The 22722-nt window shown below is 36.7% G+C and carries 20 protein-coding genes; 6 read left to right on the top strand and 14 right to left on the bottom strand.

The window, feature by feature from the left end:
- Positions 1 to 137 precede the first annotated feature (137 nt).
- From ACFWE9_RS18915 to ACFWE9_RS18890, 6 genes are all read right to left on the bottom strand, one after another.
- Positions 138 to 599 (bottom strand): pyridoxamine 5'-phosphate oxidase family protein, encoded by a 462-nt coding sequence (locus ACFWE9_RS18915; RefSeq protein WP_230156640.1) that lies wholly within the window; start codon positions 597 to 599, stop codon positions 138 to 140.
- 52 nt (positions 600 to 651) lie between these two features.
- Positions 652 to 1227 carry a UbiX family flavin prenyltransferase gene (locus tag ACFWE9_RS18910; protein WP_230156642.1) on the bottom strand — a complete coding sequence of 192 codons (576 nt, stop codon included), beginning with the start codon at positions 1225 to 1227 and terminating at the stop codon, positions 652 to 654.
- A 55-nt stretch (positions 1228 to 1282) separates the two neighbouring features.
- Positions 1283 to 2770 (bottom strand): UbiD family decarboxylase domain-containing protein, encoded by a 1488-nt coding sequence (locus ACFWE9_RS18905; RefSeq protein WP_377358158.1) that lies wholly within the window; start codon positions 2768 to 2770, stop codon positions 1283 to 1285.
- A gap of 131 nt (positions 2771 to 2901) precedes the next feature.
- A complete protein-coding gene (locus ACFWE9_RS18900) occupies positions 2902 to 3729 on the bottom strand; it encodes a MerR family transcriptional regulator (RefSeq protein WP_230156646.1) in 828 nt (275 codons plus the stop codon).
- Positions 3730 to 4911: 1182 nt separating this feature from the next.
- The gene (locus ACFWE9_RS18895; protein WP_230156648.1) at positions 4912 to 5520 is read right to left on the bottom strand and encodes a ClpP family protease; all 609 of its coding nucleotides are present in this window, start codon (positions 5518 to 5520) and stop codon (positions 4912 to 4914) included.
- A gap of 660 nt (positions 5521 to 6180) precedes the next feature.
- A complete protein-coding gene (locus tag ACFWE9_RS18890; protein WP_230156651.1) occupies positions 6181 to 6756 on the bottom strand; it encodes a zinc-binding metallopeptidase family protein in 576 nt (191 codons plus the stop codon).
- Between ACFWE9_RS18890 and ACFWE9_RS18885 the strand changes: the two genes are divergently transcribed.
- The gene (locus tag ACFWE9_RS18885) at positions 6744 to 7673 is read left to right on the top strand and encodes a PucR family transcriptional regulator (RefSeq protein WP_377358155.1); all 930 of its coding nucleotides are present in this window, start codon (positions 6744 to 6746) and stop codon (positions 7671 to 7673) included. The genes ACFWE9_RS18890 and ACFWE9_RS18885 overlap by 13 nt on opposite strands.
- Before the next feature lie 609 nt (positions 7674 to 8282).
- Here ACFWE9_RS18885 and ACFWE9_RS18880 read toward each other — a convergent pair.
- The 5 genes from ACFWE9_RS18880 to ACFWE9_RS18860 form a co-directional block, all read right to left on the bottom strand.
- Positions 8283 to 8858, bottom strand: a complete 576-nt coding sequence (locus ACFWE9_RS18880; RefSeq protein ID WP_377358153.1) for a hypothetical protein — start codon at positions 8856 to 8858, stop codon at positions 8283 to 8285.
- A gap of 483 nt (positions 8859 to 9341) precedes the next feature.
- Positions 9342 to 10571, bottom strand: coding sequence for an MFS transporter (locus ACFWE9_RS18875; RefSeq protein ID WP_377358151.1), 1230 nt, complete (start codon positions 10569 to 10571; stop codon positions 9342 to 9344).
- Between the two features lie 52 nt (positions 10572 to 10623).
- Positions 10624 to 12246 (bottom strand): N-acyl-D-amino-acid deacylase family protein, encoded by a 1623-nt coding sequence (locus tag ACFWE9_RS18870; RefSeq protein ID WP_230156657.1) that lies wholly within the window; start codon positions 12244 to 12246, stop codon positions 10624 to 10626.
- A 24-nt stretch (positions 12247 to 12270) separates the two neighbouring features.
- Positions 12271 to 13749, bottom strand: a complete 1479-nt coding sequence (locus ACFWE9_RS18865; protein ID WP_377358149.1) for a M81 family metallopeptidase — start codon at positions 13747 to 13749, stop codon at positions 12271 to 12273.
- 40 nt (positions 13750 to 13789) lie between these two features.
- Complete coding sequence (locus ACFWE9_RS18860) at positions 13790 to 15109, bottom strand: helix-turn-helix domain-containing protein (protein WP_230156659.1); 1320 nt, start codon at positions 15107 to 15109, stop codon at positions 13790 to 13792.
- Positions 15110 to 15557: 448 nt separating this feature from the next.
- Here ACFWE9_RS18860 and ACFWE9_RS18855 point away from each other — a divergent pair, with 448 nt between their 5' ends.
- The 5 genes from ACFWE9_RS18855 to ACFWE9_RS18835 all read left to right on the top strand — a co-directional run bounded on the left by ACFWE9_RS18855 (position 15558) and on the right by ACFWE9_RS18835 (position 19595).
- Positions 15558 to 16940 carry an aminotransferase-like domain-containing protein gene (locus tag ACFWE9_RS18855; RefSeq protein WP_377358146.1) on the top strand — a complete coding sequence of 461 codons (1383 nt, stop codon included), beginning with the start codon at positions 15558 to 15560 and terminating at the stop codon, positions 16938 to 16940.
- A 158-nt stretch (positions 16941 to 17098) separates the two neighbouring features.
- A complete protein-coding gene (locus ACFWE9_RS18850) occupies positions 17099 to 17413 on the top strand; it encodes a hypothetical protein (RefSeq protein WP_230156661.1) in 315 nt (104 codons plus the stop codon).
- 20 nt (positions 17414 to 17433) lie between these two features.
- Entirely contained in the window at positions 17434 to 17751 is a 318-nt protein-coding gene (locus ACFWE9_RS18845) for a hypothetical protein (RefSeq protein WP_377358144.1), read from the top strand.
- 305 nt (positions 17752 to 18056) lie between these two features.
- Positions 18057 to 18947 (top strand): DMT family transporter, encoded by an 891-nt coding sequence (locus ACFWE9_RS18840; protein ID WP_377358142.1) that lies wholly within the window; start codon positions 18057 to 18059, stop codon positions 18945 to 18947.
- 21 nt (positions 18948 to 18968) lie between these two features.
- Entirely contained in the window at positions 18969 to 19595 is a 627-nt protein-coding gene (locus ACFWE9_RS18835; RefSeq protein ID WP_377358140.1) for a LysE family translocator, read from the top strand.
- Between the two features lie 518 nt (positions 19596 to 20113).
- Here ACFWE9_RS18835 and ACFWE9_RS18830 read toward each other — a convergent pair.
- The 3 genes from ACFWE9_RS18830 to ACFWE9_RS18820 all read right to left on the bottom strand — a co-directional run bounded on the left by ACFWE9_RS18830 (position 20114) and on the right by ACFWE9_RS18820 (position 22702).
- Complete coding sequence (locus tag ACFWE9_RS18830; protein WP_230156668.1) at positions 20114 to 20557, bottom strand: hypothetical protein; 444 nt, start codon at positions 20555 to 20557, stop codon at positions 20114 to 20116.
- A gap of 21 nt (positions 20558 to 20578) precedes the next feature.
- Positions 20579 to 21403, bottom strand: coding sequence for a DUF3100 domain-containing protein (locus ACFWE9_RS18825; protein WP_377358138.1), 825 nt, complete (start codon positions 21401 to 21403; stop codon positions 20579 to 20581).
- Between the two features lie 78 nt (positions 21404 to 21481).
- Positions 21482 to 22702 carry a M20 metallopeptidase family protein gene (locus tag ACFWE9_RS18820; protein WP_377358136.1) on the bottom strand — a complete coding sequence of 407 codons (1221 nt, stop codon included), beginning with the start codon at positions 22700 to 22702 and terminating at the stop codon, positions 21482 to 21484.
- Between the last annotated feature and the right edge of the window lie 20 nt (positions 22703 to 22722).

Genomic DNA, 22722 nt, shown 5'->3' with positions numbered 1-22722 from the left:
CCACTTGGATGCCAGGGTTTTCTTTTCTTAATTAACGAAATATAGTAATTTCATTGAGCTGTAACAGAAGCGGACGAGGCTCCCTCGACTTCCGTATTTCCCTTGATGTTTGTTCGATTTGTGAAAGTTTCTGAACTTCACTGACGCATATCCTCAATAGTCTGGTCCCATCGTTCAACGACTTCTTTAGAATTTTTCAACTTTATTTTAATACCAGAGGTGATATCTGCATACTTTGCAACATCCTCACGTGCCGAGACAACCTTAGCTAAAAATCGTTCTCTTTGGTATCTTGCAGTTGGCAATTCTTTTAATCTCACTAAAGAAAGTCGAATATAATGCGCTTTCCCTTTCCAAAACAGTACCAATGTAGCTTTATGGGTACGAATGATATTGGCTGTAGTCGAAGTCTCTGGCCATAATCCAATTCGTAGTTCCTTACTGCTTATGGCTACGATTTCTCCAACGCTTATCATCGCGGTATGTGGCCATCCCGCTTCACTTACCGTTAACAGCATCATGGCTTCATGCTGCTTGTCGGCCAATTCTTTGCCATTTAACAAGTCGAATACCTCTTCTGACATCTCCATCCCAATCATTTTTCCACCTTTTTCCCCTAAGTAATTAACACTAAATCCCCTGGCAATTTTGCTATGTTTTGCTGCTATATTTCATCCCGTCCCACCGTTTCGCACCGAAAACATCTATCTCAAATTGATCTAATGCTCTGTAAGCCAGATGGTCAATGATATCGTTAACGTTCTCAGGATGATTATAGAATGCAGGCATAGGAGGGAAAATAATGGTCCCCATTTTGGAAAGTGCCGTCATATTCTCCAAATGAATTGTATTTAGAGGGGTTTCTCTTGTCATTAGTAATAATTTTTTTCTTTCTTTCAACATGACATCAGCAGACCTTGTTAATAAATTATCCGCTAGACCCATGCGAATAGATGCTAGAGTTTTCATACTGCAAGGGGCTACAATCATTCCATCAACCCGGAAAGATCCACTTGATATTCTTGCTGCTTGATCTTTGTATGAATAGGAATGATCAGCTAATCCCTCTACGTCCTTAACAGAATATGAAGTTTCATGTTGAATGGTGGCATGTGCCCAAGGGGACATGATTAAATGGGTCTCAACTCCACTGTTTTTAAGCATTTGAAGAATCCTTATACCGAAAATGGCTCCAGTCGCTCCTGTAATCCCAACAATGATTTTCATTAATTCCCCTCCTTATTCATTAGTCACTGAATTGAAACTTTGAAATTTAGAGAATTTATACATTGGAGAAACCAGGAACAAATCGCCTTGGATCTACCTCTTTAAATTCTGACCTTTTAAATTCATCTTTTAAATGAAAGGGTACAGTACAGTCATAAATGGTCTTACAGGAAACCCCTTTTTCCTGAATAGATGTGCTGTAAGCTGGATCTTGTGAAGGATCTAACGGATGACAACGTACTCCAGGAATGAATACTGTATCAACATCACCTTGGTATCGAGTATTTAATGCCCATAAAACATCATTGCTATCGAATGGATCCACATCTTCATCCACTATGAAGACATGCTTAAGCTCAGAAAAGGCAGCGAACGCCAACAGTGCAGCTTGTCTTTGACGTCCTTCATCGCTTGGCTGACTTTTCATAAATTGTAAAACTGCCATGTATTTACCGCCGCCTGATGTATGGGCATACACATTTAATAATTTGCCTGGCATTGCCTTTTCCACCATTTGAAGTATGCTTGCTTCTGTAGGAATACCAGCCATATTCACATGTTCTTCACTCGGGCCAATAACTGTTTGCATAATTGGATTGATACGATGTGTAACCGCTTTTACTTTGATTAAAGGCAGTTCAGCTACTGCTGAACCCGTATAACCAGGGAATTCCGGCATTGCTTTTCCGGTATTGGTGTTTTGATCTTCTCGAACACGTACTCCAGGAACCAATTCCCCTTCTATCACATATTCAGCATTTGCGATAGCTTTTTCATCAATGGTCAAGCATTGAACTAGTTCAACAGCTTCATTTCTAATCGCTCCTGCAACACTCAATTCATTAAAGCCTAGAGGTGTCGTTGGTGCTTCAAAACAAGCCGCTACTTCAATAGCAGGGTCAACGCCGATACTAATGGAAATAGGTAATGGTTTTCCGGCTTTTTCTGCCTTTTCACGAAAAACTTCTAAATGTCGGCCAGGAACAAAATACATGGACATCTCATCTTTACTTTGTAAACATAAACGATGTATCGTAATATCTGATTCTCCCGTTTCTGAATCAGAGGCATAGCACATGCCAATGGTGATATATGGACCCGCATCTTCCTCTGTATTCGTAGGTGCAGGAATTAATTTTCTAATATCGAAATCTGGATCTTCTGCATAGTGAACCACTTCTTGAGCTTTCGCTTTATCATTTGAAATCGTGATTGGATCAATTGGAGATTTTACAGCCTCATTTAAAAGGAACCCCAGTCGCTCCGGTTTTGTATCAAGCATGAGGCCGACTCTTTCCCGGCTGGCTAATAGTCCGATCACCACGCTTGCATCTTCATGTCCCAATACATGATTGAAAACCATGGCAGGTCCAATTTTTGTTGGGCGCATTACTGTTCCGCCTGCCCCAACATGACGATAAACCCCAGATAGTTCAGCATGTGGATTGACTGGTTCATTTGTTTCAATTAATTGTCCTGGAATGGCTTGTAAAAGTTCTAAAGCAGAACGTAAATCAGTTACTTTTTTCTTTTTTGTAGACATTAAAAATCCCCCTAGCATTCATATAATCAGTGCCCTATGTACTATTCGGTTTCAACGGAACTATATGATAACGGTTACAAGGAATATATTAATGTGTATTTCTACTATACAGTCAATAGGTATTTGAAAAATCAAGTAATTTTTTCTACTGGGATTTGCAGCTGACAAAAATCAACACTATTATCATTCTCGTAAAAAGTCGTATCTAATAGACAAGCGTCTATAACATCCCCTACAATTCTATAATGATTATCACTAATCCATTGAACCAGCTTATTTAAAAACTCAATATTATATGGCATTCCATATTTATACACGCATGCATATTGCCCAGCAGGCAAGGTTATCATATTCTCCATATCAGGATCTATAAAAGGTAAGGAAGTATATATTCCCGCACCCTCGAAAATATCATCCGTGCCAAGCTTATCCTTTAAAATAACCGTGCCAAATCCCTCGGAAGGCAGCATCTCATGTTTACTTAATACATTCCAAGCTTTCATCAGTGTTAAATGTAATTCCTCTCGGCACAATTTATTTTCAAAGGGTATAAACAAGACATCCCTTTCAGGAAATTCTTCTATAATAGGTTTATCCAATTCGCTCTTAATATTTTTGGCTTCTGAATATTTCATTAACCTCTGTTGGATAAATGTGCGTGTATTCATCAAGGTATTTATTTCTTTATCTATGAATTCTTGATGAAATTCCAAAAGTGACATGGCAGTAGTCAAATTCCGATTTCCAATATGGTGCTTAATATCATTCAGTTTGATGCCAATCGACTTCAAAAAACAAATTTCCCTTAGAAATGGAATCTGAACTGCACTATAATAGCGATAACCATGTTCATCTATATGTACAGGTTTAAATAATTCAATCTTATCGTAATAAATGAGTGTTTGCCTTGAGATACTGTGAATGGAAGCCATTTCACTGATTGATAAATAATTCTCCAATTCTGTTCCTCCTCTACCAAGCCTTTTTCAAAAATTCTTCTTTAGTCATAAATAAACTATTACTTCTTGTCATATAGGTGGAAATGATGGGAATCTCTACGTATAAAACAAACAGTATACTATATCAAATCGAGAAAAAGATATTTTGAATATTTAATTCAAGACGTATCATTTATAAAGCCTATTTAATTTAAAGCATCGTACAAATTAAAGTTTTCATCTTCATTAATATCCTGCCTATTCCTTACTAGCTCTTCTCCCCTCACTTTACCATTTTTTCAAAATGAAAGAATGGTATATCCAAGACTAAGTCTATGAATAATAAAGTCCATCATTGGAATAGAAATAATTTGTGGAAAGGCGCTAGTTAAATGCTGCAGCTGCAGAACGTAAAAAGCAGTTAAATATGGTCAAGATCAGATAGGAGCACCGTAAAAATTAATAACCACATTATGGTCAACTGATGATTCGTATCGTTCTAATTTAACAAATGCAAAATGGGATCATCCTTGTTATAATTTGCAATCGAATCTTTTCATATAGATGGTCTTTTGGCAGTAATAACCATTGGTTTTAAAGAGGGTGCTAACACTCGAGTAAAAAAGAATTGGGGGAACATCACTCCGGGTAAAAATTAAATAAATGAAACTATAGGAGCATTATGAAAAAATACATCCTGTTGATCTTATCACTTTTTGTATGAATTGCATTTTTGATTGTGTTAGTCATTTTTAAGAAAGAAAGTACTTTACGGACTTTTCACGTTACTAGCGAACAAAAGTTGTCCCAAAATACGCCACATATGTAGTATATTTTGGGGCTACTCGACGTTTACTAAATTTTAGCGTTCATAGTATTCTCGAATACTGAATAGTCAGTTATTTCATATTAACAGTTCTTTTCAATCCGAAGTTTTTTAACTGTTATTCTAGTCTTAAACCTTGGTTTGACTCATTGTTCTCAGACGATATTAGATTTCTACTATTGTATATAAGTTATCCATCTCTTTATAATTCTCACGTTCTAAAAAAGATGGTAAATAGCTTTAGAATGTTTATATTTAGTTTTATTGTTTGTTAGCACAGACTCAACACTGTTTTTCTTCAATAAAATAATTGAATAATGTCTTTAGTAACAGGATGAAGGAATTACAACCAACTTCACTTCCCTATTAACTAACTATTAAATTATTTCATGTACTATTCCTAAACTCAATCCTTCGTCATTTGCAAACATGTACCATTCTTCATCTCCCTTTTCATTATACAATTCTTCTGAGATGTTGGTATTTTCCACAATAAAATCCTTAATACGATTATCTAAACGATCATAGAAATTCATTGTATTTTTAGCCTTCTTAGAAGTTGATTGAACAGACATACTTCCATCATGTATGAGAATTATTGTATTGGGATATGCTTTTCTATAATGTCCACTAATCAAAAGTAACGCACCCATAGAAACACAAGATCCTACACCAATGGTTTCAACTTTCGTTTTACTTGATTTAATAGCATCAATGGCAGAAAAACCTGCCACAACATCCCCACCATCAGATGTTATATAAACTTGTATTGTCTTTCTTTTATCTATTGGAATATTCAATTCTTCATCTTCTCGATTCCATTCTTGAATCCAATAAACAATTTTATTGACAATGGTTGTATCCACTTCATAATTAAAATAAATTTTCCGTTCTTTTAGTCCAAGGTAAAACTGATACTCCTCAAGAGAGTCAGGTAAGCTTCCTATTATTTCCAAATATTCTTTATTGAATTCAACGTTTTTCATTATAAAATCCTCCTTAATAATATGTGGAGTTACAGTAAGAAAAAGGGGAATTACACAATCATATCTATTTATTAATTTATTCAGCAATCACTATCTCTGCAACAGCATTTATCATCATTTTAAGTCCATTATTTTTTAAAACATAGTTAAGTGAACTAGAAAAAGGGAGGCTTAGCTAATATAGAGAACACCATGAATCAAATGAGCTAGATTTTAGCCTAAACAAGTCCTGGTCGAAGATAAGCCGACTGGACTAAAAAAGGCATCGAGCCAGACCTCTTTTGTATTTTCAAAGGATCTCCGTTTTGGGTTGAGATTCAACATTCGAATCAAATGAAAATAAAGCACATCTGCTTATATGTGCTTCCTACACGCAAAAAAAAGGCTCCAGTAAACTAAATCATATTTTCACAGGATAAAATCTAAAAATAAGAAATAAAAGTAAGATTTGTTTAAATAACATACTATATGCCCTCAACAATTTTGGTTTGGAACGAAGTCAAAGATTCGATTTTCACAAAAAGCATCCAACAATTGAAATTCTTCCCCTGTAAATAGTAAAGCCTTTGGAATTAGCGATTCCAAAGGCTTTTTCTATATGAAAAAAGTAACAAATTTAACACTCAACATGAATCAATTACAAAGTCTTTACGGTAAACCTTATATAGTCGCTACTCTGGATTTTTCACGTCTAATCGGAGCGGGCTTGACTCCCAGCGGAATCAGCGATTCATACTCTTCTCCACCTAATTGCTTTTTATGTTCAGCCTTTGCCTTTTTGATGAGTTCAGTGTTCTGCATTACTTCAATAGCTGAGGAAGCAATGACTTTTCCTGCTAACAACATGCCTTTGTGGGCAATGGAGGTTTTTCCTTGTGCCACCAATTGCCAAGTATGTGGCTGAGTTCTAAACGCACATGTCGTTACATAAATTTGCCCTGTAGGCACTATCCAGCTTACATCACCAACATCCGTAGACGCTGCAATAAAGTCAGGTTCAAGCAAATACTCGTTAACTTTATCCGATAGCACTTTTCCGTTATGATTACGGATTACTTTCTTTTCTTCTTCTGAAAAAGTAGCCTGAATAGATTTAGAGAAATCATTCTCTTCTTGGGTATAAGATTCAGCTCCGATTTGCTTGAAATGATTGTGCATTAAAGACCCCAAGGTGATGTTGGGAATCAAATCCGCAGAAGCCGAATCAATTTGAATGTCCACTTGTGTTCCTGTCATCATGGATGCTCCCCGGGCCACATCCATCTTTTATTGAGAGAGCTGCAAATATCTGCGCCATTCATATTTTGAATGAAAGAACTGCCATCGAAACGGAACATCGAATGAAAGGAGAATTGCTTGAAGAGATATTACGACAGCCACGTCAAGATTTCTATGTCACCAACAAACTTTCTTATCTAGGTTACAACCTCAATAAACCTCATTATGTGTTCGTTTTTCAATTACAGAATCAACATATTATGAATGAGGGTGACGACTCATTATCCAATGCTAGGAATCTGATTGCTGACATTCTGAAAAAACAGACAACCCATGCTGAAGAACATATTTTGGTTTCAAATCAATTTGTTCAGGTCCATGCGTTAATACCCGAAGATTTATTAGTAAAACGGAAACTAACTATTACACAATACGGAAATGAACTATTAGGAGAAATCAGGAGTCAAATTCCTTCTTTACAACTTTTTATTGGTATTAGTAACCTTTGTCAAGACATCAATAGTTTTCATCAAGGATTTAAGCAAGCAAACAAGGCCATCGAAATTGCACAAATTAAAAGACAAAAACAACGAGTGATCCTATTTTCTGAATTAGGTCACATATCAATCTTATTAGACGCAAGAAATCCAAAAGAATTAGAGAATTATGCCAATGGAGTCTTAGGTCCTGTCTTCGATTATGATACGCAAAATTCGACGGAGTTATTGAAAACACTATATTTTTATTTGAGTAACGAGTGTAATTTACATAAAACCGCACGCAAAATGAACTTATCAATAGGAGGAATGCGTTATCGCCTGACTCGACTAAAGGATTTATTCGGGATCGACTTAATGAATTCTTCTACTCGGAGTGAGGTTCAATTATCCTTAGACATCTATATCGCGTTTGGCAAAACTTCTTTTGCTAAATGAGAAAAACAAAAGAACTAATCCATTTGTTAAGTTGTATACGATAAAACTACATATATAGTAAACGCTCAAAAAAACAATACAGGCATCTTTATTTAGACCCGTACTATACCAGATGAAAAGTCACTTTCGTTGCAGCTAAAATGATACAATCTTGCCACCAACGATCATACTATTCCACCTTATGAGTGTTTAATCGCTGCTAACGCTAATAATATCCATATAACATAATTCGATCATGTACATGACTCGACTGGGATCTATCAACATGCAGATGATACCACGTACGAATTCTCTGGACCCTGACCTATGGATATATGTATACAATAACGAAGTTGATGCAATCAATGGAAAAACAAGACCATTATAATTGATTGGCTTCTCAAACATTAAACAAACAAATTAATGAACAATCAACTATTGATACTATACTAATTAGTAAAAAGCCGGCAATCCTATCAGAGGAAAGCCGGCACAAAGCGCTGTAATTTAAATCAGCCTATCCTAATATATTTATTTTGATTTATAAAGGCGTAATCGTTCTGAAAGATTAGGATTCTTTTTAAAAAAAGACTACCATTGGCAGCCTTAATGAATTTATTTATCATATGGTCAAACTAACCATTGCAACACTAGACTTTTGAGATCCATGGTGAATAGACCGTAATCAATGACGACCATTTCATCATTCTCGTTATATCCGACATTATCCAAACGCAAATCTATTGGTATAATACCGTACCTCAGGAATTTTAATTCCAAATTGATCAGTTTCGTATATTCCTTGATTGCTAACGGCACATTCGTGTCCACCTTCTTCATGATAATCCAGCCCGTCCCATGCTCCTTAACCGGACATATATACTTTTTGACTTCCTCATTACAGTTATTATATATATAGGCTTCATTTGCATTGCTTATTAATCCTACTTCTGACAATGCAATTTTTAAAATATAGCCATTATTTAAATCATAGACGACTCGGTTAAAACCATGCCCGATCATTTTATATTTGAATTTCAGAGTTTTTTTAGCAGTAACCATTTGTTGATCTGCCGTATTGAGAAATTGGAATGTCCCTATTTGAGATATCCAAGACTCAATGGCTTTTATCTCTTGCCGGGACAGCATTTTACTTTTATTCGGCTGGTATAGCCTTTCCTTACCAAGGTTAATAATTGGCCACATTCTCTAAACGTCTCCTTTTTAATTTTTTTTCTAGAGTGATGGATTTTCCAAGGAGATGAAAAAACAAGTACATGGAAGAATCAATAATAAGCAAAAGATTTTGATTAGGCTGTTATTGGAAATGAGTAATTGTATAGTTTTTAATGTCAAATAGTGGGAAAGATATTCTATTTGCCGTTCCCAAGTCACTTTCATCATCCACGGATTTATTAACAAGCATGTTCTCAGATTCTCAAGATTTTTCCTTCGATATATATAATATGACTTTCATATAAAAACGGCTTGTACTATAGCTGAAGATACTGGCAAAAAGTCTACACTTTATTCGAATGAAGGATGGAGAGAGAGAAAACGGCTTATTTTTGAAGTCTTCTTAAATAAATTCAAAAACCCCGGGGTGGTTTTTAAAGACCAGATCCGGGGTTTTCTTCTTTTCATTTTGTTTTCATTTTGTTTTCATTTTTGATAAGTATGCTTCAAGAATTATGCTAATAAGTCAACATCATTTGGTTGCTCCATATGATTATTCTTTTTAATGGAAAGCGCAGCAATTATTGAAATTGCGGAACATGCGATTAAGAACCAAAAAGCCCCATTGTAGGATCCTGTAAGGGTGATGATAAAGCCCATGACAAGAGGTGATATGAAGCCTGCTGCCTGTGCCCCCATATTAATCACTCCCATCGCAGAACCGATAACCTTTTTAGACATGATTTTATGCGGCAAAGCAAATGCAACTGTAAAGGCAAAGCTCTTAAAGATCATACAAAGATTCAAATAAACCATTGCAGCTACTAAGGAGTTCGATGTAAACATCAAATATAGGAATATCCCTGACATAAGCATGCCAAATGCCGCATAATATTTTTCCAAATTATTAAAATACCGGTCAAGAAGCCAGCCACTGAACAACATAGCAACTCCCGTTGAGATACCCGGTAACGCTGCATATAAACCCATGGACAAGAGATCCATCCCTCTAGCTTCCATCAAATAGGATGGAATCCAGGAAGAAAGTCCCCAGTTTACTATTCCGGCAGCAAACCACATGACAGTTATTTTCCACAATCCAGAATTCACCAACAATTCCTTCATTGGCACGCTATTCTCTATTAATGCCTTGTTTGTTACAGTGCTTTCTTTTGGTTTAAAAAACACCCAGAATGCAATCGTTAATAATATTCCTAGCAATCCAATTACATAAAACATGTTTCTCCAGCCCATAAATAATATCATCGGCGCAGCCACCAATGGGGCAAGTGCCATCCCAAAATAATTGGAAGACATTAAGTAAGCAGAAGCCTTTGGCCTTTCATCCCGGGGAAAATAATCCGCAATTCCCTTTTGGGAAGCTGAAGGATACCCTCCTTGTCCAAGACCAAAGAGAAAACGTATGATAAGTAACGAAATAAGAGACCAAGCAAAACCAGTAAATACGGTAAAAACCGACCACACTATGATGGACCATATTAAGACTTTTCTCGAGCCCAGTTTGTCTGTCATCCATCCTCCTGGTATTTGCATGATCGCATAGGATAAGAAGAAGCTACTTAAAATTGCCCCGACAGCAGCAGCATCCAAATTAAATTCTTCCTTAATAGATACAACAGCCACACTCATGACCATCCGATCCAAATAATCAACCAGATAACCAACAAACAGTAAAAATAATATAAAGTGCTTATTTTGGGACACTCCAATGGAACGCTTCATCTTATTCCTCCCTTTTCTACTCATTTTTCGCAGGCAAATTAATTGGAATTATTTATCGACCCTGAAATGTTCCCACTGTATCAGTTTTTGAACTTTGAATACTTTTAATTACTTTGCCATCTCGTGCTCCTGTGTATTCCCCCTGGTAAACGGTTAATTTTCCGTTTATATAAACTGCAAGAATGCCTTCTGGCTCTGATAGCGGATTCTCGAATGTAGCTAGATCTTTAATTTTTTCGGGATCGAATATAACAATATCTGCCTGATAATCCGTTTTTATTAGCCCCCTATCCTTTAATCTCATCAGCTGCGCAGGAGCACCTGTCATTCGACGAATGGCTTGTTCAAGTGTCAAAGCACCTTCTTCCCTAACATATTTTCCTAATACTCTCGGAAATGTCCCATATAACCGAGGATGCGGCTTTCCACCAAAAATCCCATCAGATCCTACCATTTGCAGTGGATGACACATGCCCAGCAAAACATCTTCTGCAAAACCCCAATGAATAACCATGGCTACATTTCCCTTTTCCTCTATCAGAATATCAAATGCGGCATCTTCAGGGGGCTGCTGCCTGATTTCTGAAATTTCAATCAGATTTTTACCTTCTAAGCTTTTATTAGAAGTAGTTTGAACGGATGTAATAACGATATTTTTCCAGCCACAATTTAAAACCCAATTTTCATATTCTGTGTTTGTTTTAAATTCTTCCGTGATTCTTTTTCGGATTTCTGGAACACCCAATCGAATCAGCATTTCTTCCGTTCCCCCTGAATGCATCCATGGCGGAAGTATGGCATGAAAAACGGTTGAAGCGGCTGAATATGGATATTGATCAAAGGTAATTTCAATCCCTTCCCGTCTAGCGGCATTCATCTTGTCCAGGGCTTTCTTAAATTTATCCCGATTTCCCTGGCCGATTATCTTAAAATGGGAAATATGTAATCGTACACCGGATTGTCTGGAGGCATCTATGACTTCATCCAAAGCTGTTAAAGAGTGAATGCTTTCATTGCGAATATGGACAACGAAACAGCCGTCATATTTCGCAGTACTCTTACATATTTCAATTAATTCTTCCTTATTGGAAAAAACGTTTGGGGGATATACCAAACCTGAGGACAAGCCTACTGCTCCTGAACGCATTCCTTCCTCGACCAGCAAACGCATTTTTTCCAATTCTTGTTTAGTAGCCGCTCTATCCTCAAATCCCATAACCAAGGAACGGACCGCGCCATGAGGTACTAGGTAAGCAGCGTTGCCTATCATCTTTGACTTTTCTAGAAATGAAAAATATTCATCAATGCTATTCCATGGCCACTCCCCTATATCGCCATTTAGTCCACTTAATTGTTTTTGCCATAACGGCTTTGTTTTTTCTGATACAGGAGCGACAGAAATGCCATCCTGTCCAAATAATTCTGTAGTCACACCCTGAAGTGCCTTGATTTTATGAACTTCCGGAACGGTGCAAAGCAAATCAGAATGGACATGAGGATCAATAAACCCTGGGGAAACTGCCAACCCATTGGCATCGATAGTTCGTACAGCTTGTTCACCGCTTAAATTCCCCATAAAAACAATTTTTCCATCCTCAATTCCAATGTCCGTTTTCGTCCAGGGGTTGCCTGTTCCATCATAAACCCTTCCATTTTTAATTATTACATCCAGCATTTGAACACATCCTTTATATGTTAGTTAGACTAATAGATTATTTAAAATAGAATCAAAAGGGTAAATAGGTCTGCTTATATTCTTGTAATCAAAGGTTGATAGCTTTGCACTGCTTAACCCTGGCGAGTCAACCGTTATAATTTCTTTAGCAATAGGCATGAAGGCTGCCCGGAAATGGTGAGATGATTTCAATCCAACAATACTTGATTTTTCAACATCTATTCCATGAAGGAGGAAAATTTGTTCGTCAAATGTCTGTGAATTTACAGAGCATATAACGATATCCACGTTTCCAACCACTAATCTTGCACTTCTCCCCAGGTTCACTTTGCTTCCTTTCCACATCGGTGAGGACTGAATAAACTTGCCATCAGATAGACTTTTTACATACGCTGATAATTGTAGAGGGTTGCCGTGTAATGTATCTGTTTTACCGCCTAATACGACTTGAATTAGGGAACCTACACCTTCTTTATGGGCCATTTCCGCTACTCCTGGATCAAAAATAAATCCAAAGCAGCTATTTGGAATGTTTGCTTCAATCATTTCCTGCAATAAAAAGGTGCCATCTCCTGGTGTACCCGCACCAGGATTATCGGAAGCCTCATTAATGATGATGGGCATTTCCTTCTGGGAGGAAGCATATGTAATGGCTTTCTTTGGTGAAGGCAATATAGGAAAAAATTCATCTTTCTTCTCAAAAATTCTAACAGCTATATCATCTGAAATTTTTTGTGCTAATGAGGGTTCATTGTTCGTAATGGCAATTACTGAAACTCCTGCGTGAGGGATATCTGAATATGGGAAGCCGTGAAATAAGGTACAATCAAGCACCTCAGGATGCTTTTCCCATTGCTGGCACCATTCATTGATTTCTTTAATTGGAGAATAGTAGGAAGTAGTAGTAGGAATAAGTAATGGTAATTTAGTTAGAGACATTTCCGGGTTAACTTTACCTTGAATGATACGAGCAGTAACATCAATCGCTTCTATCCCCCTTTCATAGGAATCCGTATGAGGGTAATCTATATTGCCGAGTAGTACATCTGCTTCTTTAACCATGGTTTCCGTAATATTACCATGCAGGTCCAAAGCAGCTACGATTGGTATTTCTGATCCCAAAATGCTTCTTAATTCCGATAAAATCTCACCTTCAATATCGTCAATTCCTTCTGCTACTCCTGCTCCATGAAGAAATAGACAAATCCCGTCCAGTTTGCCCGAATTCATAATGCTTGATATTAATAGATTTTTTGCTTTTTGAAACGTTTCCGGTGTTATCGTTCCTGATGGATTGGCCATGGCTGCAAAGGTCGGCACAATTTCAATCCCTAGCTCTTCTCCCCGATGGATCATCCCACCCAAATAATCCAATACACCAGTGTGCCTATCGAGAAGTTCCTCTCCTTGGGTCCATTCCCATACTTTAAATAAGTCTACTGTCGTTCTTACTCGAGAAAACGTATTCGTTTCATGAGCCAACTGACCAATTGCTATTCTCATTAAATTACCCCTTTCTTCACAAGTATTAATAATAAAAATCCTATCTGACTGACTCCTTAAAAAATTGAAATTCATACAGCTGTCTTGGTCTCCCCCGGTGTATGGGCTGTTCCTCACCAACGATGACAGCTAGATTCGTATTCTCAAGAGTATTCAGGATTCTCCTTGCACTCCTAATGGTTAAACCTAGTCCGTTAGCAAGATCATTTGCTGTGATGCTTTTATTGCCGAAGCACTCACAAAAGGAAAGTAATTTGTTTATGGTTGCAATACTGAGTCCAGCTGTTTTTGCTAAATTCATTAGTTTTGGGTCATCACTCCGCAAGGAATATTTCAATCTCCCATCTTTTCCGACAGGACCAAATACGGTTCCATCCATGTCAACCACAAAACAGCTCGGTTTATTCACTTTGGCTTTCATAAGTGCCTTACGAGCACTCACTTCTGCTTCGTTTGCTGTATGTCCAAACCCAATCCCGATGGTGGTCTCTACACCAATTTTCATGGCTATCTCATCTAATAACGGAGCTTTTTTATATTTTTGGGTCGTACTTTCAATGGCGCCACGTGTGGTTATAAATCGAACTACATCTCGTTCTGACCAGTCAAAAATAGCCTGGGCCTCTTCGCAAAAATCTATAAGGAGGTTTTGCAGTTCAGCCTTTTTACGCTGTTCTCCATATTCTGATAAGGGCTTATTTATAGAAGAAAGCAAATTATTAAAATGGAGGATTCCGATGGCAATTTGTGTATCGCTTTGAAGCAAGGCCTTCCCCTCTAAAAGAACATTATTCAGACTACTTCGAATTGCAGACATAGTAGGGAGAACCCTAAATACTAGCACCCCTAGCCCTTTTAACGATTCGTATACGGAATTAACACACGTAACGGCCACTTGTGTTTGCTTATTCTTCCACAGTTCATAATGAAAATGGACCAATTCATCGGCTTTTTGACCGGTTTTAAGAAATATCTTTTCAGGATATATTTCTAAATCCTCAAGACATTCTTTTACTTCTCTATTTGGTAATGTGTCTATGCTGATCCTCAACGGTGCTTTTATTGGATTAAAAGTAGTTTCTGTAATAATCTTAAAAAGAGTCCGATATAAAGATGTGCCTGTCGATGGAATAAAAACCATTGGCTTAGTAATATTTTGATTCTTTGCTATTTGATATGGGATAATGCCTAAAAAGAATAAAACATCCGCCTCGTCGACTCTTTTATTAATCACATTCATTGTTTCCTGTTCATGATTGTAAGGAGCAGGTAACAAGGTAATGTCGGAGTATGATTGGCCGATGGAAATCACTAGTTCTACTAAATCAATAGGACCTATAACTAATACTTTTGTATTCATTCATCCTCCACCTTTATTTTCAAATAATACCGAATAGTAAGTTTTTATTATTGTTTATAACTTTAACTACCTAAATATTAAAAGTAAATGTCTGTTAATGGACCGAAAATACGTTTTTTTGAGCAGTCAGTTATTTATTTGACCTTTCTCCATTCCATTTCCACCAGAGGATACTATATTTACGTACGTTCAGTTCATTAATAGACCTGGACCCTTTTGGATCTATTATTCATATCATACGTTAATTGGGCGATATTGGAGAAAGCATGTCTATTTGCCACATATCATTGTTAATCAAGACCTAAATTCTTAAAATATAGATACATTAAAGGACATTACATTATTCTTACACAATCGCGCTCGATTGAGTAAGAATGCTTAAAGTAATTTATGGATTTGAATTTGTTGCCATACAATTTTATAATTGTGTGAAAAAAGGATGAGGATTGTGCCTATTAATTCGTTTGAAGATTATGCAATGACATGGAAGCCGACATTAAATCGAGAAGATAGACCGATTTATCAGGCATTAGCTAAGCAGTTAGAATGTGACATTAAAGAGGGACGCTTAGTTCCAGGCACAAAACTTCCACCGCAAAGAGAATTAGCAGACTATTTGGATGTGAATCTAAGTACAATCTCAAAATCATTTAAATTAGCTGAGTTAAAAGGACTGATTAGTGCAACCATTGGTAGTGGCACTTATGTTTCATATGATGCGATTTCGAACGCATACTTGCTTTCAGAAGAAAGGCCAAAACATTTAATTGAAATGGGCGCACTGCTATCAGATCGTGTATCATATGGACCTTTACATGACTTACTGCAATCCATGTTACAAGAACCCGATGGTGCGAGATGGTTTGGGTACAGCCGGCCAGGTGATTCAATTTGGCAAAAAGATGCAGGCGTCAAATTATTAAAATATGTCGGTCTTGAAACGACTAGAGAGCATATCTTACTGGCTAATGGCGGACAAAATGCCATCACTGCAACACTTGCAGGTCTTTGTCAGCATGGAGACCGGATTGGTGTCGATCACCATACATATCCAGGCTTAAAGACAGCTGCCGCGATGCTGGGCATCCAGCTTGTACCGATTCGGTCAGAAACTGATGAAATGAGTCCGGAAGCACTTCTTTATGCATGCAAAAATGAAAACATTAAAGGCTTATATATTATTCCGGATTACCAAAATCCGATGACGTATACAATGAGTGTTGAAACTCGCAAGGCTATTGCGGAGATTGCCATAAAGTATAATTTATTTATTATTGAAAATGGAATGTTTCATTTATTCCAAGATAAAGTATTGCCGCCCGTAGCAACATATGCTCCTGGGCAAACGATTTATGTCGCGAGTTTATCGAAATCGATGGCACATGGACTCCGTCTTGCTTATGTGACTGTACCTTTCAACTTCCTGGATGCTATTCGTAAAGCTCTTTATAACTTAAATATTTCCGTATCGCCACTATTTGCGGAGTTAGCAGCACGAGCAATTGTATCGGGTCAGTTTGAAAACATTGTTGCACTTCATAAAGAGGAAACTAAAGCTCGCAATCAATTGGTCAATCATTATTTAGATAAGGAAAATTGTTTAGGCGGAGAAACAGGGATGTTTCGCTGGTTACATTTGCCGAACCATTTTACAGGGGACCAATTTGAACAAGTAGCTGAAGCACAGGGGGTACAAGTTTATAGTGGTGGGCGATTTGCGGTAGGTAATGTTGCACCGGCAAATGCCGTGCGTTTAGCGATTTGTGCGCCAGAAACGAGAGCAGAACTTGAAAAAGCGCTTATTATACTAAAAAAAATAATTGAAACGTGAAAGGAATATTGTTTGCCATACAATTATAATATTGTATGGTTTTTTTATGCGTGTTATGATAATTCAAATTTAGTAGGAGGATATCGTGCATCGATACAGTAAAAAAAGCGAAACAGCTAATGATCGTTAAACATTATGATTAAAAGGAGCATTTAGACATGCGAAATCAATTTGCGAAGAGAGCTAGTTTGGTTAAATCTTCTGAAACGCGTGAAATCTTCAAGGTCACAGAAAGGCCAGAAGTGATTTCTTTTGCAGGAGGTTTCCCGGCTCCGGAACTGTTTCCGGTAGAGGAACTACATGTGGCATGTGAAGCCGTTCTTAAAGAAGATGGCCCTACTCCCCTTCAATACAGTACAACAGAAGGATATATCCCGCTTAGAAACGCGATCATTAAGCGGATGGATGCGATCGGGTATTCAAGCGCATTTACAGCAAATCTTGATTACGTCAGGTTCCCAGCAGGCTATTGACCTGACAGGAAGGCTCTTTCTTGACGAAGGGGATACCATCATTTGCGAAAGCCCCACATACCTGGCTGCGGTCAATGCCTTTAAAGTTTGCCTGCATCGATCAATTTTTCCCTGAGAATATCTCCTACAGCAAGCCGGAAGGCGGGTTATTTATTTGGGTAGAGCTTCTTGCTTCTGTTGATCCAAGTAAAATCTTTGTGGAGTGCTTGAAAAATAATGTGGCTATTGTTCCTGGTATTCCATTTTTTCCAAATGGTACACAAAAGAACACCTTGCGGCAAAATTACTCGAATACAACGAAAGAACAAATTAGGGAAGGTATAAAACGTATTGGTTAGGTCTTGCATCATGAATTAAAGAAAGTAACAATATCTTCTTAAGTATGACGAGGCAACCTAGCTTCTGTCTTTGCAGCGCTATATGAAGGAATGCTTTACTTGTCACTATCAAAATCCATTAATAGAAATAGGGGGAATTATGATGCCATCATCAAATACAAACTTAAATACTTGGAAGCCATTTTCAACATCACCGCCACCACCGTTTACTCGATTTGTTAAATCAGTACTGAATAAGCTTATATTTAAAACAGATTAAGAATCTGCGGAATATAAGCTGTTTCGCAGATTCGAAGGAGTAGACGATGAAATCTAACATTCAGTTTATATTATCCATGATAATCTTTGGTACGATTGGTTTAGTTCAAAGATACATTGATTTATCTTCGAGTGAAACAGCTTTACTAAGTAGTTCAATCGGATGTCTATTTTTAATGTTCGTATTTTTTATGATGAAACAATCCATTTCGTGGAAATTGGTGAAAGCTAATGCTTCCATCTTATTTCTTTCTAGTATTGCATTAGGAGGGAATTGGATTTTTCTCTATCAATCTTACGATTATACAACCATCACTAACGCAACATTAGGGTATTACTTTGCACCTGTGTTTGTCATGATTCTCTCACCAATTATCCTTAAGGAACAATTACCTATCAAAAAGATTGTTTGTATTGGTGTTGCGATATTAGGTATGTTATTGATTGTTGGAAATGGCATAAGTGCATCTGGAAAAGGTGATCTGCTTGGGATCTTATTTGGATTAGTTGCAGCTGCATTTTACGCTGCATTAATGTTATTAAACAAATTTATTCAAAACATGGCCAAGTTAGCGATTACAATCATCCAACTTGGAACAACTTCTTTACTTCTCTTACCATATGTGCTTTTTACTGAGAGATTTAGTATCTTGGAAGTACCAAGATCATCCATTCCCTTTATAATACTGTTAGGGATTGTTAACACTGGTATTGGATTTTGGTTATTTTTCTCAGGTATGCAAAAGTTAAAGGGACAGAGTATTGCTATGCTAAGCTATGTAGATCCATTTGTAGCTATACTAATTTCTGCTGTTATCTTGCAAGAGCAAATGACATTTGTTCAAATGCTTGGTGGTACATTGCTTTTAGGTTCAACATTTGTTATCGAAAATAAATCTATAAGAAGGGCTATTATAAAAAATGATTTTAATCAATAAGTAAGGAAGAAGGTTTTTAAAATGGAGAATTATTTACTCTTTATCTTTACAGCCATTCTAATCATTATAATGCCTGGTCCAGGCTTTGCATTAGTAACAAAGAATACCCTTTCACATGGGAGAGAAGGAGGTATCAAAACAGTTTTAGGTACAGTTTCTGGAATGATAATTCATACACTAATGGCAACATTAGGACTTTCTGCTATCCTGATGAAATCAGCTATGCTATTTTCTATTATTAAATATGCTGGAGCAGCTTATTTAATTTATCTAGCAATCAAATCAATAAAAAATGCTTTATCAAAAAAAGCTATCACATCAGATATAGAAGGTATAAAAACTAATGTAGGTGGTACAGCAAAAAGTTTTAGACAAGGATTTATTACAAGCATTTTCAACCCGAAAACAACCGTTTTTTTTCTGACCTTCTTACCCCAATTTATTTTAGATAATCAAAGTCACTTTTTCCAGTTTCTTTTATTTGGACTCACTTTTACATCACTTACAGGTATTTGGTACTTACTCTATATCGTACTAATACGACAGCTAAGAATGTACTTAAAAAGAGAGAGTGTTAATAGAGCTATAGAAGGTATTACGGGTACAGTATTGTTAGTATTCGGTGCAAGGTTATTCTTAGAAAAATAACGTTGATATTTATTAATTAGAGAAATAATCAATCTAATATATGGTTGATTATTTCTCTTTTACATTTAGGGTATCAGCATTCAAAACTCTCTAAGAAGGATAAGATATCATTATGAATCTCTTCTTTCTCTTGACCTACTATCATCAAATGTCTGAATTGGATAACCTTTTACACTTCTATGATGTGTAGATACATTTATATATATTTAATTAGCACTTTCTCTTTATAATGATTCATCTAACTCTCCATAATATGAAACAAGATACCAATCCAAGTAACCTAATACTTCAGTTCTTACTGGGGAAATTAATGCCTTCCTGGCATAAAAAATGCCCGATTCCAAGATTAGAATCAGACATTTTATTAAGCTATTAAAATTAAGGTAAAACTGTGCTGCACTTTTGACATCAAATACAGCGTAGACACCTTCATTATTCGTTCTATAGTCGCCATAAGCTCTTTCAATGTTTCGTTTCCTTGGTTTTAAGTTAAATACGAGTAGCACGATCACAAAAACTTAATGGAATTTACCACTTAATCTAAAACCAATTTCTGCAACTAGAGTTGATAGTAAAAATGTTCCTGTATATACAACTAGAGAGATAACAACTATACGCCATCCTAATTTTTTAAATTCTTTCAAATCTTTCCCGAAAGAAAGGCCAGCATAAGCCAAAATAGGTGTTGCCAAGGCCATAAAATTAACTTGTTCTGTTACTTTAATGATTGATGCGTTTCCTGGAAAAATCGGAGTTGTAACCAATAAGGCTAACATAGAAACCCAAACAACAATTGGTAGTTTAATAGGGGAGATTTTTGCGAAAAAGAACCCTAATATCGTTACAGCAACAATAATCATCATACCTGGTAAGGCGTCAATTGGTGAAACATCGTATCCAACCCAATTTCCCATAATAGCTATTATACCAATAATTATAAAAGTCAATATTTTATCTTTCATATAAATTCTCCCCTTTATGTCCTATGCTCCAATATTTTTCATTTGATCTTTTTTTGACTTTCGCCCTAAAATAGGCTCAAATTTTTTGTATAAATAGTTTGTTAAAGGAAGAGAAAAGAATACACATATATACGTTCCTAAAATTGTTGTAATTAAGTTAGCAGCACCAGCAAAAACTGCGATATCCTTTGCGGATTCTGGGAATATAACAGCTAATGCTCCTGACATGGCAGCCATCATACTACCTGAACCTACTCCCGCACCCATGGCTAGTGAAATTGGATGAAACCAACCAGTTTGAGCCAAAAAGCTTGCTAACACTGACAGATATAAAGCCCCAAACAAAGTACCACAAACATATACGCCTAGTGCTCCCCGTCCTTCTGGTGAATCCGAGCCATATTTTTCAGCAATAATGGCTAAGTTAGGTTCTCTATCGATTGAAAAAGTAGCACCGATTGCTTCTCTTTTCATTCCAAGTAATAAAGCAATTGGTAAACCTAATAGGATTGTCCCTGCGAAATGTCCCACTTCTTGTAATCCTAAAGAAATCCCAGCATCAAATATCTTCGGCAATGAAGGCCCCATTAACATTCCCAATTTGGCTACAAAAAGCATGAATGAAATTCCTAAAATATTGGCCGCTACATTCATTTCCTTCATTTTTAAAATTTTTAAAGAAGGTAAACTAATAATGGCTCCGATAATTAATGCATACAACATTGGAAATAATGCAATGGCTCCAATCCCAATGTTAAACGTTTTTACGCCAATAAATTCTGTAACACAAACTAATATCAAAACAAATAAATGAATTTTCCAATTACGCAGAGAATTTCCTTCCACTTTATTACACTCCTTTTCTACAAATTATGCTGATTCTAAAAGGAAAACCAACACTATTTTTGCTTAGTATTTTTTAACTTATTGAATTATTTCAGTCGTATTTATAGCTAGTCCTACGATAAGGGAAATCCCTTGGATCATCGCTTTTTCATCCGGTAAAAACACGTCACTATGCAGCTTCATCGGATCCTCTGGGTTTTCTCCTACTCCTAAGAAGACAAATGTACCCGGGACTTTTTCTAGATAGAAAGCAAAATCTTCACTTGCCATACTTGGTTTAGTCAACCACTGCACTGAGTTTTCTCCAAATAAATCAGTAGCAATAGCAGCAGCATGTTCATTAAATTTTGGATCATTCATTGTAACAGGATACCCCACTGTAAAGTTATAGTTTATTTCAACTTCCAATTTAAGTGCGGAAGCCACTCCTTCGATAATTCGTTGAATACTTGCAGCCACTTCCTTCCGAGTGTTCGCATTAAGTGTTCGTACAGTTCCTTTAAAACTTGCTTTTTCAGGAATAATATTATAGCCATCCCCTGCTTCAATTGTTCCGATTGTTATAACAGCAGAATCTACTGGATCTGTTTCTCTGCTAACAATTGTTTGTAGCGCTGTTACAACATGAGCAGCACCCACAATAGCATCTACTCCTTGATGCGGTGCTGCCCCGTGACCTTGTTTACCTTTTAATACAACATCAAAAGAATCCATACTTGCCATTATCGCACCATTTCTAAAACCATATGTTCCAGTAGCTAGTTCAGGCCAAACATGAAAAGCAAAAGCATGGTCAACGGGAGGGTTGCTTAACACACCTTCTTCAACCATCATTATTCCTCCGCCCTTCATCTCTTCAGCAGGTTGGAAAATGAATTTTATTGTACCCGAAATAAGATGCTTATTTTGAGATAAAATATTAGCGGCAGATAGTAACATGGCGGTATGCATATCATGTCCGCAAGCATGCATAACTCCAGGATTTTTTGATTTGTAGCTTACATCTATTTTCTCCTGAATAGGTAAAGCATCAATATCCGCTCGTAAAGCAAGCACAGGCCCCTCTTTATCTCCATGAAGAATACCCACTACTCCTGTCTTAGCTACTCCGGTTGTCACTTCTATTCCAAGCTCTTTTAAATAATTCGCAATTATTTCAGCCGTTTTATGCTCTTCAAATCCAAGTTCAGGATTTTCATGGATCATTCTTCTTAATCTCACAGCTTCTTCATATATTCCAGATGTTTGCTCTACTATTTCAGTTGACTTTATTGAATTTGACATTTTTTTGATACTCATCATCATTCATCCCCTAAAGA

It is taken from the genome of Peribacillus sp. NPDC060253 (assembly GCF_042727425.1).
In the GTDB taxonomy this organism is placed as follows: Bacteria; Bacillota; Bacilli; order Bacillales; family DSM-1321; genus Peribacillus.
This window is presented reverse-complemented; position numbering and strand designations above follow the sequence as displayed.

What these genes read in the sequence shown, in the direction of transcription:
- ACFWE9_RS18915 (WP_230156640.1), bottom strand. Translation starts at nt 599, where the DNA reads ATGATTGGGATGGAGATGTCAGAAGAGGTATTCGACTTGTTAAATGGC.
- ACFWE9_RS18870 (WP_230156657.1), bottom strand. Translation starts at nt 12,246, where the DNA reads ATGCTGGATGTAATAATTAAAAATGGAAGGGTTTATGATGGAACAGGC.
- ACFWE9_RS18875 (WP_377358151.1), bottom strand. Translation starts at nt 10,571, where the DNA reads ATGAAGCGTTCCATTGGAGTGTCCCAAAATAAGCACTTTATATTATTT.
- ACFWE9_RS18905 (WP_377358158.1), bottom strand. Translation starts at nt 2,770, where the DNA reads ATGTCTACAAAAAAGAAAAAAGTAACTGATTTACGTTCTGCTTTAGAA.
- ACFWE9_RS18860 (WP_230156659.1), bottom strand. Translation starts at nt 15,109, where the DNA reads ATGAATACAAAAGTATTAGTTATAGGTCCTATTGATTTAGTAGAACTA.
- ACFWE9_RS18820 (WP_377358136.1), bottom strand. Translation starts at nt 22,702, where the DNA reads ATGAGTATCAAAAAAATGTCAAATTCAATAAAGTCAACTGAAATAGTA.
- ACFWE9_RS18890 (WP_230156651.1), bottom strand. Translation starts at nt 6,756, where the DNA reads ATGACAGGAACACAAGTGGACATTCAAATTGATTCGGCTTCTGCGGAT.
- ACFWE9_RS18830 (WP_230156668.1), bottom strand. Translation starts at nt 20,557, where the DNA reads ATGAAAGATAAAATATTGACTTTTATAATTATTGGTATAATAGCTATT.
- ACFWE9_RS18910 (WP_230156642.1), bottom strand. Translation starts at nt 1,227, where the DNA reads ATGAAAATCATTGTTGGGATTACAGGAGCGACTGGAGCCATTTTCGGT.
- ACFWE9_RS18835 (WP_377358140.1), top strand. Translation starts at nt 18,969, where the DNA reads ATGGAGAATTATTTACTCTTTATCTTTACAGCCATTCTAATCATTATA.
- ACFWE9_RS18865 (WP_377358149.1), bottom strand. Translation starts at nt 13,749, where the DNA reads ATGAGAATAGCAATTGGTCAGTTGGCTCATGAAACGAATACGTTTTCT.
- ACFWE9_RS18895 (WP_230156648.1), bottom strand. Translation starts at nt 5,520, where the DNA reads ATGAAAAACGTTGAATTCAATAAAGAATATTTGGAAATAATAGGAAGC.
- ACFWE9_RS18850 (WP_230156661.1), top strand. Translation starts at nt 17,099, where the DNA reads ATGCGAAATCAATTTGCGAAGAGAGCTAGTTTGGTTAAATCTTCTGAA.
- ACFWE9_RS18840 (WP_377358142.1), top strand. Translation starts at nt 18,057, where the DNA reads ATGAAATCTAACATTCAGTTTATATTATCCATGATAATCTTTGGTACG.
- ACFWE9_RS18880 (WP_377358153.1), bottom strand. Translation starts at nt 8,858, where the DNA reads ATGTGGCCAATTATTAACCTTGGTAAGGAAAGGCTATACCAGCCGAAT.